General features: G+C 25.1%; 14 protein-coding genes. 9 read left to right on the forward strand and 5 right to left on the reverse strand.

The window, feature by feature from the left end; translation table 11 throughout:
- The coding region (locus tag EU91_RS02325) for a calcium-binding protein (RefSeq protein WP_275040669.1) at positions 1 to 883 on the forward strand (883 nt) is incomplete at its 5' end.
- Between the two features lie 101 nt (positions 884 to 984).
- A complete protein-coding gene (locus tag EU91_RS02320; RefSeq protein ID WP_032524835.1) occupies positions 985 to 1,992 on the forward strand; it encodes a hypothetical protein in 1,008 nt (335 codons plus the stop codon).
- Between the two features lie 26 nt (positions 1,993 to 2,018).
- On the opposite strand, the gene EU91_RS02315 is transcribed toward EU91_RS02320, so the two are convergent.
- Positions 2,019 to 3,209, reverse strand: coding sequence for a glycosyltransferase family 4 protein (locus tag EU91_RS02315; protein ID WP_032524836.1), 1,191 nt, complete (start codon positions 3,207 to 3,209; stop codon positions 2,019 to 2,021).
- Positions 3,210 to 3,479: 270 nt separating this feature from the next.
- Here EU91_RS02315 and EU91_RS0108785 point away from each other — a divergent pair, with 270 nt between their 5' ends.
- The 4 genes from EU91_RS0108785 (at position 3,480) to EU91_RS0108790 (ending at position 8,401) form a co-directional block, all read left to right on the forward strand.
- Positions 3,480 to 4,418 carry an NAD-dependent epimerase/dehydratase family protein gene (locus tag EU91_RS0108785; RefSeq protein WP_052041303.1) on the forward strand — a complete coding sequence of 313 codons (939 nt, stop codon included), beginning with the start codon at positions 3,480 to 3,482 and terminating at the stop codon, positions 4,416 to 4,418.
- A complete protein-coding gene (locus EU91_RS02310) occupies positions 4,411 to 5,643 on the forward strand; it encodes a glycosyltransferase (protein ID WP_152556177.1) in 1,233 nt (410 codons plus the stop codon). The genes EU91_RS0108785 and EU91_RS02310 overlap by 8 nt, the downstream gene beginning before the upstream one ends.
- Positions 5,644 to 5,660: 17 nt before the next feature.
- Positions 5,661 to 6,416 carry an FkbM family methyltransferase gene (locus EU91_RS02305; protein WP_032524838.1) on the forward strand — a complete coding sequence of 252 codons (756 nt, stop codon included), beginning with the start codon at positions 5,661 to 5,663 and terminating at the stop codon, positions 6,414 to 6,416.
- A 176-nt stretch (positions 6,417 to 6,592) separates the two neighbouring features.
- Positions 6,593 to 8,401 carry an ABC transporter ATP-binding protein gene (locus EU91_RS0108790; RefSeq protein ID WP_082303039.1) on the forward strand — a complete coding sequence of 603 codons (1,809 nt, stop codon included), beginning with the start codon at positions 6,593 to 6,595 and terminating at the stop codon, positions 8,399 to 8,401.
- 14 nt (positions 8,402 to 8,415) lie between these two features.
- Here EU91_RS0108790 and EU91_RS02300 read toward each other — a convergent pair whose 3' ends face one another.
- Both EU91_RS02300 and EU91_RS02295 read right to left on the reverse strand, forming a co-directional pair.
- Entirely contained in the window at positions 8,416 to 9,624 is a 1,209-nt protein-coding gene (locus EU91_RS02300; protein WP_193741633.1) for a hypothetical protein, read from the reverse strand.
- A 304-nt stretch (positions 9,625 to 9,928) separates the two neighbouring features.
- The gene (locus EU91_RS02295) at positions 9,929 to 11,269 is read right to left on the reverse strand and encodes an SLBB domain-containing protein (RefSeq protein WP_032524841.1); all 1,341 of its coding nucleotides are present in this window, start codon (positions 11,267 to 11,269) and stop codon (positions 9,929 to 9,931) included.
- A gap of 68 nt (positions 11,270 to 11,337) precedes the next feature.
- Between EU91_RS02295 and EU91_RS02290 the strand changes: the two genes are divergently transcribed.
- Entirely contained in the window at positions 11,338 to 13,614 is a 2,277-nt protein-coding gene (locus tag EU91_RS02290) for a GumC family protein (protein ID WP_032524842.1), read from the forward strand.
- Here EU91_RS02290 and EU91_RS08965 read toward each other — a convergent pair.
- Positions 13,611 to 15,032: an exopolysaccharide biosynthesis polyprenyl glycosylphosphotransferase gene (locus EU91_RS08965; protein WP_052041305.1), complete on the reverse strand. Its 1,422-nt coding sequence runs from the start codon at positions 15,030 to 15,032 to the stop codon at positions 13,611 to 13,613. The two genes, EU91_RS02290 and EU91_RS08965, sit on opposite strands and share 4 nt — an antisense overlap.
- A 22-nt stretch (positions 15,033 to 15,054) precedes the next feature.
- Positions 15,055 to 16,311 (reverse strand): WcaI family glycosyltransferase, encoded by a 1,257-nt coding sequence (locus tag EU91_RS02285; RefSeq protein ID WP_032524843.1) that lies wholly within the window; start codon positions 16,309 to 16,311, stop codon positions 15,055 to 15,057.
- Between the two features lie 245 nt (positions 16,312 to 16,556).
- Here EU91_RS02285 and EU91_RS02280 point away from each other — a divergent pair, with 245 nt between their 5' ends.
- Complete coding sequence (locus EU91_RS02280) at positions 16,557 to 17,498, forward strand: NAD-dependent epimerase/dehydratase family protein (protein ID WP_052041306.1); 942 nt, start codon at positions 16,557 to 16,559, stop codon at positions 17,496 to 17,498.
- A 541-nt stretch (positions 17,499 to 18,039) separates the two neighbouring features.
- Positions 18,040 to 18,447 carry a hypothetical protein gene (locus EU91_RS02275; protein ID WP_032524844.1) on the forward strand — a complete coding sequence of 136 codons (408 nt, stop codon included), beginning with the start codon at positions 18,040 to 18,042 and terminating at the stop codon, positions 18,445 to 18,447.
- Position 18,448 lies beyond the last annotated feature (1 nt).

The following is an 18,448-nucleotide window of genomic DNA, read 5'->3' on the forward strand; positions in this document are numbered from 1 at the left end:
CAATATGTCAGGTGGCTCTGGTGATGATATTTATTATGTAAATAGCAATTCCGATACAGTTAATGAGGGTGCATCATCAGGCACTGATCTTATTTATTCCTCAGCAACCAATTTTGCAGCATCAAATAACGTAGAAAATCTTACTCTTACTGGTTCATCTAATATAAACGGCACGGGAAATACTCTCCCTAATACTATTACTGGTAATAGTGGTAACAATACTTTGGTAGGGGGTAATGCTTCAGATACTCTTATTGGAAATGCTGGTAATGACTACCTCAATGGTGGCAATGGTAATGACACTATGATAGGAGGTTCTGGAAATGATACTCTTCATGGCGGTAATGGGAATGACAATATGTCAGGTGGCTCTGGTGATGATATTTATTATGTAAATAGCAATTCCGATACAGTTAATGAGGGTGCATCATCAGGCACTGATCTTATTTATTCCTCAGCAACCAATTTTACTGCGTCAAATAACGTAGAAAATCTTACTCTTACTGGTTCATCTAATATAAACGGCACGGGAAATACTCTCGCTAATACTATTACTGGTAATAGTGGTAACAATACACTAATTGGAGATAATGGTAATGACATCCTTATGGGTAATGCTGGTAATGACATCCTCTTTGGTGGGACTGGTAATGACCAGATAACTGGAGGCTCAGGAAACGACACTTTTCGGATTAGTACCGGAAGCGGCAGGGATCTGATTACTGATTATTTATTTGGTCAAGACAATATAGAGTTGCCTGATGGGATTTCTTCAAGTGATTTATCCCTTAGTCTTTCAGGAAGCGATTCAATAATAAGGTATAGTAGCGATCTATTGGCCATAATTGAAGATGTAGCTTTAGCTGAATTAACTTTTATATAAAAGCTTAAAAAAAAAAGGCAAATTTAATATTGAAAAAATTAATTTTTTAGATAGATTAAACGATGAATCTACCCATAAAATTAAAATAAGAACAAATAAAAATGGGTCAGAAAAAATTTGCGACAATTCCACTAAATATTGTTATTACAACTTCTAAAAGAATAAAATCTCTTAGTTTAGTGATACCTTCTGTTTTTAACACCAGGAAAAAGCTTAGAGAAAATGGATTAGATATTAACTATTGCATACTTTCTTCTGATTCTGATTCAGAAGAATACAATTTAACTTGCGAAAGTTTAATAAAGAAAAATTCAAAAACAGTTGATTATTTTTTTAAAACAAAAAGTAATAATTCTTTTGATAGGCATTACTTTAAATTGATACGCAAGATAAAAGAATTGGAGAAAAATGAAAAAGAACCTAATTATTTTTATTTTATAGGTGATGATGATTTAATTTCATTCGAACCTTTTCTCAATATTTGCCATTCAATCATGTCCAAACCAAAAGATGCATATATATATTATAAATCGAGAAATATTTTAAAAAGGAGAGGAGATAAAGATTATGAATTTGATAATTTAAAGGATATGTATAAATATTTTTGGAACCAGATGAAGTGGGGAGATTTCATCTACAAGCCAAATTTTAAAAAATTTTATAGTTCTAAAAATAATTTAGATTGTGACCACCTTGATGCTATTCATTTTTGGCATTCATTACTTTTGATGAAAAAAAAGAAATATAAAGTGCTTGTTTGCGATCCAAAGTTCACAATTGACTTAAGAACAGAGAAATTATACAAAAACAAAGGAATTTCTTTTTATTTAAGAAAGATTCCTATATCAATTTCTTTAACCTCAAAATTATTAAATTTGGAAGATAAATCTATACTTAAAAAATATTTGTTTTGGAGAGTTGGATTTTTTTCGCCGGTTGGTTTAGTTAGAAGTTTTTATATTTTAAAATCCTTTTTTAAAGGGGAAAGACTAACTAAAAGAACTTTTATGAGATCTATTTTATTTAATAAATTTTATTTAATAGGTTTCTCTTTGATATCAGCTACTAAAATTTTTATAAAGAATTTAAAGAGAAATATAAAGTATTAAGAGTATTTTTCAAATAGTTTAAATAATTATATTAAAGACAATTTTTTTACTAACTCCTGCCCTGATAAATTCCAGGTATTTTGTGATGAAATTAATAAAGAGGATTCTGAAGCCTTCTTATAAGCATTTATATTTGATAGCTTAATAATTGAATCGTAAAAGATCCTAATATTAGAAGGTTGAATAATCTGTATAGATAAATTTTTGTAGGATTTCTCAAGTAATTCATTATTTTTTATGTAATCAATAGTTCCAGAAAGTGGAGTAGAAATAATAGGCAAACCGTGAGATAGTGCTTCACCTATAACTATAGCTTGGCCCTCTTCAATTGTTGGTAGTACAAAAATATGGGATTTAATAAACAATTTTTTTATTTTATCTTTGCTCAAAGATCCTAGAAATTTTATATTTGCATTAACTTTATTAAAATTAAATCCTGGATCTGATGAAATACCTCCTACTATTGTTAAGGTGTATTTTTCAGGAAAGTTTTGATTTAATAATTCATATACATCTAAAAGGTAATGTATTCCTTTCCTTAAATGAATTCTTGCAATGCACAATAAATTAATTTTCTTAAATTCTTTTATTTCTTTTTTAATTAAAGGATAAGGGCAACCATATGGGTTAATAATGAATTTTTTACCTTGCTGAGTTCTTTTTTTTATTGTTCTATAAACATGTTTGGATGAGCATAGAATATAATCTGATTTTTCATATGCTTCCTTAATATTACTAACCTTAATATCACTTAAAATGTTTTTTATTGGATTTAATCCAAGTCTTATTGCTTCTCTTTTAAGTAATTTATTCATAAAGTCTGGGTGTGTATTAACCTCTTCAACTATAAAAATTGCACCTTTTTTTTTAAATTCTTGAATATATTCTAGTCCAATATCTCTATAAGAAATAACTATATCAAATCTTTCATTTTTAAGTTTTCTTAAATATTTATAATATGACTCATCTATTTTTCTGATAAAAAAATATATTAATTGTCTAGAAAAATTTAGTTTATAAATTACTTTTTTTAAAATACCCATATAATATGGACCAATAATTTGCTTACTAGAACTTTCAAAGCTTGGAAGTGAGAATCTTTGTAAATGGAAAGTCAAATCATCTGTCAAAAGAGTTATATCATGACCCTCTCTATAAATAGAATTAAAATAATTATTTGAATTTGAGGAAAAGGGAGTTATATACAAAACTTTCATATTTTCCTAAAATTTCTTAATAGATAATTTATAAAAATATAAAACACAACTGAATTTATTTATTAAAAAATAGCCAAATCCTAATAAATTAAAGAAAATAATTTTCTTATTGATTTTTAATTCAACAAAAAAAATAATTTATAATAATTTTTATCTATTACATAAATTTATAAAATTATAATTTTTAAAAAACGCTAATGTATCGATCATTCTATATAGAATATATTTTCTTACAGAGTAAAATTTAATAAATTATTAATTTAAAAAATTATGAACATATTGATTACAGGTGGACTAGGTTTTATAGGTTCAAATTTTTTAGAACTAATAATTAATAATAATAAATTTGATAAAATATACATTATTGACAATAATAAAATATCAATAAAAAGGTACTATATCCCTCTTAATTTAAATAAAAATATCAAATTAATTAATCATGATTTATTAAAATTAGAAGATTTTAAACTTAATTTAGATTGCATAGTACACTTAGCTGCTGCTGGGAATGTTATTGAAAGTACAAAAAATCCAATATATAATTTCGAACATAATGTAAGAGCAACGCTAAATATTCTAGAGTTTGCAAGAAAATCAAAAGTCCCCAAATTCATATTTTCTTCTACAGGAGGGGCTCTTATGGGTAATAATTCTCTTCCCATTAATGAAAATTCTTATCCGAAACCAATTTCTCCTTATGGAGCATCAAAATTATCTTGTGAAAGTTATATTAACGCTTATTCTTCTATGTATGAAATTGAAAGTTATATCCTTAGATTTGGGAATGTGTATGGTCCTTACTGCTTTCATAAAAAAGGAGTAGTTAATAAATTATTAGAATGCACCTTACAAAAAAAAATTTTCAACATATTTGGAGACGGAACTTCATCCAGAGATTATATTTATGTTAAAGACATAGCAAAAGCTATTTTAAGTTGTGTGCTAAAAGATTCAAACTCTATGCAAAATACTTATCATCTTTCAACTAATGTAGAAACGACTTTAAATGAACTAATAAAAATATTTACAAAGATAACAGATACAAAAATTGATATTAATTACTTCCCCGAAAGGATTGGAGAGGTATATAGAAATTTTGCTGATTACAATTTAGCTAATAAGGAATTATCATTTGAGCCAAATAAAGACTTAGAATCTTTGCTTGAAGATACCTTCAGGTGGTATAAAAATTATCTTTATAATGCATAAATATGATTTAGTTGGATTAATTCCAAAAGATAAAGGCTCAGGAGGCGGAGCTTGGCTAGGAACCTATAGATTATTCTCAGGGCTAAATAAGATATTAGGAAAAGATAAAGTCAAGTTATATGTAGCTATTAAAAACTTAAATAAAAATTTTATAAATACAATTTATCCATTTGGGTTATCTAAATTCTTTTACTTGAAAATGGCCTTAATTTCAAAAATAATAAATATCTTAATTTTAAAAAATAAAAGTAAAACACATTTTTCTTTTAACTTAATTCCAACTCTTTTAGATTTAAAACTTTATTTATCTAGTAAAAAAGGACATAATATATATCTTCATTGGTTGGGTAATAACTTTGCTTCAATATGGTTAATTTATGTAATTACGATGAGAAAAAATATATTAATAAAATTTGCAGATTATTGGTGGTTAACTGGAGGCTGTCACTATCCGAAAAATTGTAATGCATTTGAGAGAAATAAATGTATTGATTGTCCTGCGGTTAAAAAAAATTTTAGGTGGATACCTAAAATCTTATTTAAAATTAAAATGAGTATTTTAAATAAAAAAAATGTAAATATAATTTCTCCTTCAAAGCATCTTTTTAATACTGCTAAGAAATTAACTAGTAATAAAAAAATTTTCTATATTTCTAATGGAATGGAGATTGCTGATTATGTTCAAAGAGATTATAGAAAAGTATCAATTGGAGTTATTTCGCAAGGATTTGATGATCCAAGAAAAAACCTTAGCCAAGTTAAAAATATAATTGATTTGCTTCTTAAAGAATCAGATTTGACAATCAATTTATGTGGTAATTCAACAAAAATGATATTACCTTTTAATTATATGAATTTGAACCTTAATATAAATAATTTTGGATTTCTTAAAGAAGAGCATGAAATAAGAGATTTCTATCACAAAAGTAATTATATTTTGTTTTTATCAAAACAAGATAATTCGCCTAATCAAATTATGGAAGCTATGTCTAATGGCTCAATAGTTATAGCATTTGATAACTATTTTACGAGAGAAAATATAATCGATAAACATAATGGATTTTTGCTCCCAGATAATTTATCCAACTATGAATTATTCTTGAAAATTTTGGAAATATTTAAATATCCTCATAGCATGAAAATTTCCATGAATGCATATGAATATTCAAAATCTCAGTTTTCTCAGGAAAAGATGGCATATGAATACTGCAAATTATTAAAATGAAGCATAATTATAAATAAATGAGTTTTAAATTTTTAATTTACTTGTTAAAACTAAGAATTAGAAAAATATTCTTCATAGTAAATAATCTATCTTTCACTAGGTTTTATTTAGTAGGAATTTATCCTTCAGTTGAACATATATCAACTCTAAAATATGTTTTAAAAGAATCAAGAATTGATGCTTTCCTGGATATTGGATCTAATAAAGGTCAATTTACATTAGCAATTAAATCTTTGGAACCTAATAAAAAAATTTATTCTTTCGATCCTTTAATTACTTCAAAAAAATCATTTGATATCATCACCAAAAACTTAAAAAATATTGAATTCTTTCCATTTGCAATATCAGATATATGCAATAGTCAAGAAATTAATATTCCCATGAAGAATGATTCTTCTTCTTTACTCGAAATATCAAGTTTTCAAAAAAAATTTTTTGGAACAAGTAATGTTTTAAGCCATCAAAAAGTTAATGTAATCACACTAGAACATTGGTTTAAATTTAATAATATAAAAGATTTTAATAATGGATTTATAAAAATAGACGTTCAAGGATTAGAAATTAACGTATTAAAAGGAGCTAATGATTTATTGGAGAAGTTTAAATATATTTATATAGAATTATCTTTTAAAGAGTTTTATAAATCACAAATTCTGGGCTGGGAGATTATGAATTTCTTAGAAAATAAAAAATTCAAATTTATAAGATCAGAAAATTGTATTTATGATAAATTAGAGTTAATACAAGGAGACTTTTTATTTAAAAGAATTTAACTCCATTAAATAATTTATTTTAATTTTAAAAATTAATAAAAACCAATAATTTTAAAAACAATATTTAATTATTTTGCGTAAATTTATTAACCTTTTTGATGTTTCGTATCTTTAACAAACGATCTTTAAAATAAATGAATATTCTATCTTGTAAATAAAAGTAAGATTTTATATTAATGATGAAAAGCATTCTCTTGAGGATATATGAAATTTCAAATTTATTTAATTTAATAACTAGAAAAAGAAAGTTTCAATTTCTACAACTAGTAGTTTTAAGCTTGATATCTGCATTAATTGAGATCCTTAATATATCCATTATAATTCCATATTTGGGATCTATGGCCAATATTCAATCAAATAATGCTTTAACCACTCTTTCTTATATTGAAAAATTTATTCCAGGAGAAAACTTCATTCTGATAATTTCATTATTAATGATTTTATCTATATTGATATCCATGTTTTTTCGTTTAGTTACTTTGAAATACCAGTTTAAGCTAAGTACTAACATTGCTTCAGATCTTGGATTAAGAATTTTCTCTAAGTCTTTAGAAATGCCATATAGCTGGCATCAAACTATTAACTCAAGTGTCCTTAAGGGATACATAACAAAAGATGTAGATAATGTTAGTGAATATGTTAAAGGAATAACGTTTATTTTGGTCAATTCAATATTAATAATGGTTATTTCTAGTTATTTAATATTTGTTTACCCATTGAGAACTGCAATTCTGCTTTCAATAATTTCTTTTCTATATTTATCTTTATTTTTCAAAATCAAATTTAGTCTTTCTAATGATGGAAAGATTTATTCAAAAAAATATCAGGAAACATTACAAATAGCAGAAGAGACATATAACAATATCGATATAATAAAATTATCTAATAATTTTGAATATTTTAAAAAAAAATTTAACTTTCCTAATAAAGAATTTAGGAACATGAGCGCGAATATAAATATAAAATCTCAATCTCCAAGATATATTATTGAAACTTTTATTTTAGTTTTAATAATAGCTGCTTCATTATTCATATACTCCAAAGATAAAGACTTTCAAAATGAATTTATAGCTCTTGGAACAATAGGTTTAGGTTCATTAAAATTATTAACTCCCCTTCAACAATTCTTCAATGGCGTTACGTGCATTCAAGCGTATAAATCATCATTTAAGAAAATTTCAAATTTCTTATTAAAAAATAATAAATTAATTAAAAGATCCAATAAACTTTTTAATATGGATAAAGACATAATTTTAGAATTTTTAAATGTTAGCTTTAGATATAAAACTGATGATAAATATAGTCTAAGTAAAATAAATTTAAAGATAAAGCAAGGACAAAAGATTGGGGTAGTTGGATTTTCAGGCAGTGGTAAGTCTACTTTTGCAAAGTTGTTAATGGGTCTATTAGTTCCTAATGAGGGATTTATTATTAATGAAAATAGAAATATCTTCATGAGTCAAAGTAATTTGTCAAATTGGCAAGATATGATCTCATATTTTCCTCCTGATATATACTTAATTGATGGTACTATCTTAAACAATATTGCTTATGGGATAGAAGCTAAAAATATAGATAAAAAAAAAGTTATAAAATCTTCAAAACTATCTGAAATAGAAGAATTTGTTAATTCTTTACCAATGAAGTATTTGACCAAGGTTGGTGAAAAAGGTTCTAAATTAAGCGCAGGGCAAAAACAAAGAATTGGCATATCTAGAGGTTTATATAAAGAACCTAAAATCCTAGTTTTAGATGAGGCTTTAAATTCTTTAGATATTAAAAATGAATTAAAAATCATAAATAATATTTTTGAGAATTTTAAGCATAGTACAGTAATTTTAATTTCTCATAGGTTAAATTCCTTAAAAAAATGTGATCAAATAATTGTTTTTAATGATGGATCTATTCAGGATATTGGAAATTATTTTGATTTAAGCAAAAGAAATAAGTTATTCAATAAACTTCTTTCTTTAGAAAAAGAGTAAATAAAAAACTTTTTTTATATTGATTTTCTTAATTTCGTATAAATTAGCAAAATAATTAATGAATATATTATTATTGAAATCAATGTAAAGTAGTAAAATAAGGATCTACTTAAAATAAAATAAACGCTTAAAAGAGAAACAGCTATATATGGATAAAATCTTGAGCTTAAGAATTTGCTAAGAATAAAAATATTTAAATATGAAATTATTATCGTAAAAACTGTAGAAAGAATAAATCCCAAATTTTTACCATAGGCAAGAATAAAATTACCTAATAATGTAAATGAAACACTTGTATTTGTATATTTATAACTAAAATTATTAATTATAGAATTTTCAACATCACGATGGATATCTTCTGAGATTCTTGGTTTGTTGGGGAAAATTAAAGATGGAACGAATTGATATGGTATGTTAGCAAATCTTTTTCTCCCTTCTACTGTTCCATTATTTGGAGAGAATTTTATTATTTCAGATAGCATATAAAGATTTCTATCAGTTTGGACAATTCCTTGGGTTTTCGTAAATTCATAACCTTGTCTTTTAAAAAATGTTGCCCCAGATCCTCCTCTTCTATAAACTTGAATTTGTGATACTAGAAGAAATACTAATATCAACAAGGTAAGTGTAATTATTTTTGTAGTCTGAATTGTTAATAATGAAAATTTAGTATTTACATTACTGCTACTAAAAATCAATGATGAGAATAAAATTAATACTGGGATAATTACATAAAGTAAATTAACCCTAACATCTGAATAAAAAGCAGAAATATAGTAAATAATTGTTATAAAAAAAAGAATAAATTGATAATAATCAGAAATATTTATTCTTAGGAATTCTACTTTTACTCCTTTTATTAATTTTGTGAATAAATAATTTAATAAATATAAAGAACCAATTACGGCTGTGAATTGGATAAAATAATTAAACAAAATAAAGAAAGTATTTGTACTTCCTGAGTATGCAGGGACTTTAAAAAAAGAACCATATACATTAGATGCTCTACCACTTAATATAGAAAGTATTTTTTTCCCTGATAATTCATATAATATAAAACTGAAAATATTAATTTCAATAACAGTTTTAATTAAATCTTTATTAAAAAAATCAAAATTTTTAAAATCGACATCACCAAAACCTAAACTTTCAAAAAGTTTTAAGATTATAGTTACTATAAATTGATAAAAAATCATTAATTTAAAAGCTTGGACTATAAACAATTCGTCCCCATAGAAAAATAATTTTGGATCATTTACTAAAAGATCTGGGTAAAGAAAAATTATTGCTGAAAAATTAAATAATAAATTTATTATTTTTGAGAAATTGGTAATGCTATCTCTTTTTTTTATTTTTTGGGATATCCACCAGATATTAATGATATTGAAAATTATACTGAATAAAATTAGTTGGCTTAAATTATTTATAATTAAACATAGACTTAAAATTAAAGATAAATTAATTGAAAAAAGATATAAAGATTTTTTCATTTAAGTTTTAAAAAAATATTTTAAGATAATTTTTAAATCAATTTTCTATCAATTTGAATAACGCATATATTGAAATTGTATTTCTAATTGGACCAGTTATCGTATCAAGAGCATCTGAAATTTTTGCTAAAGAAGTTGATCCTACAAAAATAATATCATCCTTTCTTACAACTGTATTAGAATTTTGGTTTCTTTTTGAATAATTAACTTTAAAGTTTTTTCTTGAAATAGAGCCATTATCTTCAGCTCTTATAATTCTAACTTTACTTTTACTTGCCCTTGAATTAAGTGGACCGCCTGCCCTAAGTATTGAATCAATTAATGTTGAATTCGTAGGTACTTCAATTAGTCCAGGAGATTTAACTTCACCAACAACATAAATAGGAATCTTTTTTGGTGCAAGATTTGCATTTATTATTTTAAAATTTTCATCACTTTGGTTAATTGTTTTTTTTATTTTTATTATATCTCCATCAAATAACAAAATATTATTATCTAAATCACCTTTTATAAATAAATCCACAAGGTTAACATTTATACTTTTATTAATAATCTCATTTTTTACATTAAACCTTCTTTTTAACTCTATTTCTTGGAGATTAGAATCTGGATTAATTCCTCCAGATATTTGTAATGCATCTATAATTGTTGGTTGGTATTTTTGACCCTCAGGCTCAAATTTAAATTCATCAATACTATTAGTATAATTCGCAATTCTAAAAGGTAATGTATAAACTCCTGGATTGTTTAATTCGCCTATTAAAGTAATTCTTATTGGTCTAGGTTCTTCAAGAATTAAATCAAAAATAGGCTCAATGACAGAATCTTTCATTTTATTTGCAATTTTTTCTTTTGCACTTTGAAGAGTATGGTTATTTAATTTAATAGAACCTATATAAGGTATATCTGCATTACCATTAGCTTTTATCTCAAATTGATTTGTCAATATTTCTGGCTCATAGAATAATATTTTAATTTTGTCCCCGGGACCTAAAAGATATCTTGATTTTTCTAATAGAGATATAGGTGGATTATTATTAATTTTAGTTTTTTGGTTATTATTAATTTCTTCAACTATTTTAAATTCTTTAGAATTTAAATTCGTTGTTAATATTTGACCATGTCTATTTAAATCTTTTGACTTATCTCTTTTCTTACCTTTGTTAATAGAAATATCACTTAAATTTACAAGATAAAAAAGATCTAATTTCTGCTTATGCTTAATATGAATATATTCTTTTAGTTGATTTTTGGTATTTTTTTGTTCTGAAACAAATAAGTTTGTAGTTTTAATTTCTTTGCTATTAATTTTGTTAATCGAAAAAAAATTTAAAATAATTATTAATGTAATAGATACCGAATTAAAAAATAAATTCACTATTTAATTGTTAATAATATATGTTATTTTTATTATATACATATGATTGTTCAATAAAAAGATAATAAATGGACAAGATAGAATTTAATGATAATGAAGATGGATTTGGCTTTAATTTTGTTGAAATTATAAGGATTTTAGATAGGCAAAAAAAAATATTTTATTTATTAGCAATAATAACTTTATCATCAGGTTTAATTTATAGTTTATTTGAAAGAGTGAATAATCCTATATATAAGGGTTATTTTTCTATGCTAGTTGAAGATCCTTTTAAGAAGAATGAGGGGAATAACAGGGGTAATAACTTTATTGAAGATATAGCTTCATATAATACAAAAAACGATATACCAACAATCATCGAAGTCTTAAAAAGTAAGCCTTTGCTTATTTCTGCTTCAAGGGCAAACAAATTGTCCTATAAAGATTTAATAAACTCATTAGTAATTACTAAAGGAGGTAATATCAAAAATATTAGAGAGGAAGCTAAAGGAATTTTAGAAATATCATATTTTGGCAAAGACAAATCTTTAATTCTTTCTGTTTTAAACAACTTAAGCAAAGATTATATTTCATATTCCCTAAAACAAAAAAAAGATAGAATTAAAGAAGGTCTAGAATTCCTTAACTCCCAAAACCCTGATCTTCAAAAAAATATAAATGAAATACAACGTAAACTAAAAAATTTAAGAACTAATTCTTCACCAGCAAATCCACAAAAGCAAGCAGATTTATTTAATGAATTAATTCTAGAATTAGATAATGATAAGAAAAACCTTGAAATTCAATTAGAGAGTTATTTAAATTTTAAAGAAAAAATTAAAAATGAGAAAAATTATGATGTCAGCTTTAAAGATTCAATTTTAATTCCTGAAAGTAAATTCAGCTCTGATGAGTCAGGCTTGGCATCTTATTTTTCGGGGCAAGCAATTCTTATTGAGCTAGATGCACTTAAAAAAAAATTAGCTTCATCTAGAACAATTTTTAAACCTGATTCTCAAAAAATTATTTCACTAGAAAAAAGAATTAATGCCGTATCAAAAATAGCAAAACAAAGCCAATTGAATGCTGTTAATGATATTAAAATAAAAATTGATGAATTAAATAAAAAACAAAAAAAAGTTTTGACTCAAAACAAAAAACTACCTGACTTTATTAACGAATTCAATAAACTAAATCAAGATTTAGAATTAGCAGAAGAAAATTATATTTCATTTACAAAAACCAAGGAAAAATTTAGGTTGGGAATCGCCCAAAATAACTTTCCTTGGCAAATTATTAATCCCCCATCAGTTGAAGAAAAACCAGTTAAACCAGATTTAAATAAAAGATTTATTCAGTTACTTTTTTTATCTTTTTTTGTTGGAGCAATTGCTGCTATTTTCAAAGATAGAATAGAGAATTTTTATCATTCACCAAATGAGATAAAAGAGAAATTAAATTTAAATGTTTATGGATCAATTCCATATTTGGAGAATATTGAAAATGAGGATTTTTATTCTTCTATAAATAAAATTTCATCTGATTCTATTGCAAATATGAATAAGAGAGATCTTTTGAAAATTAGTAAAATTAATAAATCCTTTTACTTTCATCGTGAGTCATATAGATATCTTGTTAATAATTTAGAATTGATTAAAGAAAGAAAAAATTTTAAAATAATCAATATAACAAGTACTATCCAGGGTGAAGGTAAAACGCAAACATCTATTGATTTAGCAAAAACTTTAAATTCTCTAAATAAAAGAGTAATGCTAATAGATGGAGATTTAAGAAAACCAAAGATTCATTTACGTCTTGGATTAAAAAATAAAATTGGTTTATCAAAAATAAATGAACTCGATGAATCTAGTTTTTCATCCATAATCCAAAAAATAGAAGATTATGAAAATCTAGATATAATAACATCTGGTCAGAAGTTTGAAGACCCCTACAAAATTTTTAATTCTCATAACTTTGAAAAATTCTTAAAATGGTTAGAAACGCTTGAAGAGTATGACTATATTATATTTGATTCTCCTCTAGCACTTTTTCTTGCAGATACGAATTTATTATCTAATAAGGTCGATTTTACTTTGCTTGTTATAAGTCTATTTAAAGTTGAAAGAAATCTTATAAATGCGGCTATAAATAATATTAGATTATCGAATGGCAATATTCTTGGAGTTATTAGCATTAATTCCAAAGAAAATAAATCATTTGGTTTTTCATATGAATATGGTAGTTATAGATATGGTTATGAATATTTAAATGAAAATAAAATTTATAAGAATAAATTAGAAAGTTCAAAAATATCAATTTTTGCCTTTTTATATAAAAAATTTAAAAAATGGTTTAATAAAAACTAATAGGCATCTCCTTTTATAACCACTAAAATTGTTTTTATCAAAATTAAAAAATCGTTTAACAAATTCCAGTCATTATTATATTCCATATCATATTGAATTCTTCGTTTCATTTTTTTTATAGTATTTGTTTCTCCTCTTTCTCCTTCTATTTGGGCTAAACCAGTCATCCCTGGTAAGTTAGAATGTCGCTGCATATAACCTGTTATAACTTTTCTATAGAATTCGTTATGCTGAGTCGCATGGGGTCTGGGACCTACTAAACTCATTTCACCTTTAATAACATTTAATAATTGGGGCAACTCATCTAGGCTATACCTTCTTAAAATCCTACCTATGAATGTTATCCTTTTATCACCTTTTTTTGCTTGTATTAATTTACTATGATCTAATTTCGGATTAAAAAACATAGTTCTAAATTTATACATTTTAAAAACTTTCCCATTTAAACCATATCTATTTTGATAATAAATAATTGGCCCTTTACTAGAAAATTTTATTAATAACGCAACTAGTAAAAAAAGCGGCATAAAAAATAATAAAAAACAAATCGCTAAAGAAAAATCAACTAACCTCTTAATTTTTTTACTAAATTTTGAAACTTCGGGATTCCATATATTAAGAGCTAAATTGTCACCAAAATTTTCCTTTTTCAGACTCATCGAAGGAATTTTTTTATCAATTAAAAAAGATGATGATATACAAGAATCGCCAACTACTTTTAAAATTTTTTCCAAAGAAATATTATCTGAATTTTCATAAGAAAAAATTATTTTATCTATTTCTTCATTATTAATTTTCTTTTTAAAATCTTTAATACCTCCTATACAATTATAAGTTTTAGATTCAATTGACGTTCTTTTTTTATGATCATTTGAATTTGGACTGAACCAATAAATTACTTTATAACCAAGCCAAGGATTTTTAGCAATTTGAATCAACAAATTACGAAATGAATTTTTATTTCCAAAAAATATTATATTTCTTGAATTACAACCATTGATTCTTAAAACTCTTAATAAAATTCTTGTTAAAATATGATGAACTACTAAAAAAAGAAAACAATAAATAAAAAAATTTAATAATTGAAAATTATTATAATTCTTACTAAAAACTGTAAAAATATTATTGAAAATAGATATAGAACAGCTTAAATAGAATATCTTAGGAATTAACTTGTATAAATTTTTTAATCTATAACTTTCATATAAATTGCTAAGATTAAGCAATATTAAATTTATAAAAAAAATAAGAAAATAATTAAAGTTAATTGTAATTTGATTTTGATTAAATATTAAGAAAGAAATATTTGTCAAAAAAAAGGGATCAAATAATCTTTGAAATTGATTTAATATTGTAGAACTTTCTCTAAGCTTCCCTCTAAGCATTGTTAGGCTTTTTCCTTCAATATAGCCAAACATTAAGAATCTGGTAATTCAATTTTTAATTAGAAAAATCTTTTTCGCAAATATTTTGATTGAAATAGTTTTCGATAAAATCATTAAAATTATTTAATACAATATTCTTGTTAAACATTTTTTCAGCAATAATTCTTCCCTTTTTTCCTAATCTGATCCTTAGTTGTTGATTATCTTTTAGATTACTTATGGCATTTATAAATCCAGCCTGATCATTTGGATCAACTCTTATTCCAGCTTCATTTACTAATTTACCAAGATCACTATTAGTTTTTACATTCGCAACAACAGGGGTTCCGCTAGCTAAAATTGAAATTAACTTTGAGGGTAAAAAAAGATCCTCAGTATTTTCCTTTTGTGGAATAATAGATATATCAGCAGCATTAAGCAATTCATTAAATTTTTCTTCTTCTTGAAGTGGAATAAAGATAATATTTGGAATATTTTTAGTTAATTGTACAAATTGTTTTTTCAATGGACCCTCACAAGAAAAAAGCCATAATAAATTTTTTTCTTTCTCAAAAAATTTTATTATTGGGAGTAAAAAGTAAATTCCTGTTTTTTTATTAAGAGTTCCTGAGTATTGAATTATAATAGTCTCATCGTTTATTTTTAACTTATTTCTATAATAATTTTTTTTCTTATAAATTAATTTACTTTTCCTTATTTTATTTACATCAACCCAATTTGGGAAATGGTAAATTTTACTTTTTTGTATACCTTTAGAAATCAACTTTTTAATCATTCCATGACTTATAGTACTTACGTGTTTGAAATTCTTGAATATATAAGATTCAATCTTTATAAGTATATTTTTTAATAAGGGAAAACTTAATATTTTTAGATTAAATGCAGCATCTATTTCAAAATCTTGTATGTGAAGGAGAGTAAATAAATTTTTTTTAGAAAATAATTTAAAGATAAAAATATTTGTGAAACATAATATTGTTGGGGCAATTAGAATTACAGAATCGGGCTTCCAAAATAATTGAATAATTAAAATTGGAAAACTTGTAATTGAAAAAGAAATTAAATGTAAAATTCTCTTTATACCTGTGGGTTTTTTGGGTACATATATAGGGCATCTATAAACTTTAAAATTAAAATTTTTATCTAATTCATATTTATTATTTTTAATTTTCCAATCTGGGTAATATTTTGGTGAAGTAATTACATTAACTTTATGACCCTTGTTATGTAGAAAATTTACAAGTTCGCTATTATATTTGCCTGTTCCAACGATCTCGGGTGCAAAATTTAAACAATAAATAATTATCTTCACAGGGATTTAATTCTTAAATATTTTTTGTGTGATGCTTCCATTCTAATTAAATCTAAATATCATTAACGCTTTATCAACTTAATATTATTCAAAAACTATATCTTAAAATTAATTATTAAATTCCATTAAAATTAAGTTCCAAATATAATTCAGTAAATTTGTTAATTAAATAAACGAATCCTATTAATGGCTTAATTAATAAAATTTAATTATAATTTTAATGTATAGCTAAAATTTTAAGTTAATTGAAAATATTAGTTACTGGAGGGATGGGCTTTATTGGCCAATATGTGGTTGAAGAGCTTAAGAGAAGAGGTTATGTTCCTGTAATCTTTGACCATCATAGAAGACTTTCACATGAGTATCCAGACGGTGTAGAAATATTTCAAGGAGATATTCTTGATGAAGTTGCCGTTACAGAAGCAATGGCTCACTCTGATGGATGGATTCATTTAGCAGCTGTTCTAGGAACACAAGAAACCATAAATAATCCTAGACCTGCTGCTCAATCTAATATCATGGGAGGTTTAAATATTTTAGAGGCAGCGGCACAATATAATTTACCTGGTTCTTATATCGCGGTTGGGAATCACTGGATGAATAATACTTATAGTATTACTAAATCGATGATAGAAAGGTTTATAGATATGTTTAATAAATATAGAGGTACAAAAGTAAATATTGTTAGAGCTGTCAATGCATATGGTCCAAGACAAGTTGCATTTTCTCCCTTTGGACCTGGTAAAGTTAGAAAGATTACTCCCTCTTTTGTTTGTCGTGCCTTATCAAATATGGATGTTGAAATATATGGAGATGGATCACAAATAAGTGATATGGTTTTTGTTGCAGATGTTGCAAAAGCATTGGTTAATGCATTATTGAAAGCTCATCAAGGAGAAGTCTTTAAAGTTCCAATAGAAGTTGGACCAGAAAAACATAATAGTGTAAAAGAAGTAGCAGAATTAATAATTTCATTATCTGGGAGCCGATCTAAGATTATTAATCTTCCAATGCGACCTGGTGAGATACCTGGTTCAATTGTTAAAGCAGATATAAATACTCTAAGACTTATAGAAATGGATCCGAAAGATTTAGTTGACCTAAAAGTAGGTATGCAACAAACAATTGACTACTTTGAAAGATATCTAAATAAAGTTAATATTAGTCAATATAAAACTAGTAGGTAAAAAATATCTATATTCTGCAATAGTCCGAATTCATTTTTATTTCAAAAAATGGAAGTGATTTTTTGAGAAAAAACTTCCACATGAGAATGTTCCTTTTAAACTTTTGAAAATGTAAATTTGTTGCCATGATTAACCATATTTAACAATATCAAAACCTATCGTTTTGTTATGATAAATAAACCAAACTATTTAGTATTACAAGCAAAATACTCATGGAGCCAAGCGGACTCGAACCGCTGACCCCCTGCATGCCATGCAGTAGCCAATAGCCTTGCAAATACTGGCAATTACAGGGTTTATGACAGTATTTTAACATAGCTGAGAGCAGACATAAGAGCAGAATTGTCCAAGCATTTAGAAGTTAGTAAACTCATTGATATAACTAGCATCTTGTATATTTATTAATTATATTTTGTCATTAAAAAAGGGCTGGTTGCAGCAGCCCAAGTTACGCCAAATTGCAGTTCTTGCAACGCTTTTAGTATAGCTAAATATGATAAATAGGGTATATATTATAGGTAAGTATTTAATAGTTTTTCCTATGTTTGATCCTGAAGAACTCAATAACAAAATAAGCCAATCTTTTCAAAATCAAGAAAAGGTTGAAGCTGAAGCTCAAGGACTTGAGAACAAATTATTAGAGAATTATGAGTTTAAAAAAAGCATGATTCCTGAAAGAAAATGGGGTCAACCTTTTGACCCAAGTAAGCTCACAATGACAGCTAAATTTATCATTGAAAAACATCAACCAGCAGTTGCAAGTTATTTAGGATTTAATTCTGGTTATCATTCAAGACAACAAGAAATTGAACAAGCAAGAGAAGAAGCAGCTGCAAGTATGGCTAAAAAAATTGCAGCCTTACAAGACCAAAATCAGAGAGCAAAAGAATTAAGAGAATATCGCCAAAGAAATAATTTAAATCTAACTACAGGACTTCCAAATTTTTAAT

The sequence above is a fragment of the Prochlorococcus marinus str. GP2 genome (assembly GCF_000759885.1).
GTDB classification, from domain to species: Bacteria; Cyanobacteriota; Cyanobacteriia; order PCC-6307; family Cyanobiaceae; genus Prochlorococcus_A; species Prochlorococcus_A marinus_J.

Bases quoted from the DNA above. Each gene is read 5' to 3' on its own strand.
- EU91_RS02320 (WP_032524835.1), top strand. From the start codon at position 985: ATGGGTCAGAAAAAATTTGCGACAATTCCACTAAATATTGTTATTACA.
- EU91_RS02315 (WP_032524836.1), bottom strand. From the start codon at position 3,209: ATGAAAGTTTTGTATATAACTCCCTTTTCCTCAAATTCAAATAATTAT.
- EU91_RS0108785 (WP_052041303.1), top strand. From the start codon at position 3,480: ATGAACATATTGATTACAGGTGGACTAGGTTTTATAGGTTCAAATTTT.
- EU91_RS02310 (WP_152556177.1), top strand. From the start codon at position 4,411: ATGCATAAATATGATTTAGTTGGATTAATTCCAAAAGATAAAGGCTCA.
- EU91_RS02305 (WP_032524838.1), top strand. From the start codon at position 5,661: ATGAGTTTTAAATTTTTAATTTACTTGTTAAAACTAAGAATTAGAAAA.
- EU91_RS0108790 (WP_082303039.1), top strand. From the start codon at position 6,593: ATGATGAAAAGCATTCTCTTGAGGATATATGAAATTTCAAATTTATTT.
- EU91_RS02290 (WP_032524842.1), top strand. From the start codon at position 11,338: ATGGACAAGATAGAATTTAATGATAATGAAGATGGATTTGGCTTTAAT.
- EU91_RS08965 (WP_052041305.1), bottom strand. From the start codon at position 15,032: ATGTTTGGCTATATTGAAGGAAAAAGCCTAACAATGCTTAGAGGGAAG.
- EU91_RS02275 (WP_032524844.1), top strand. From the start codon at position 18,040: ATGTTTGATCCTGAAGAACTCAATAACAAAATAAGCCAATCTTTTCAA.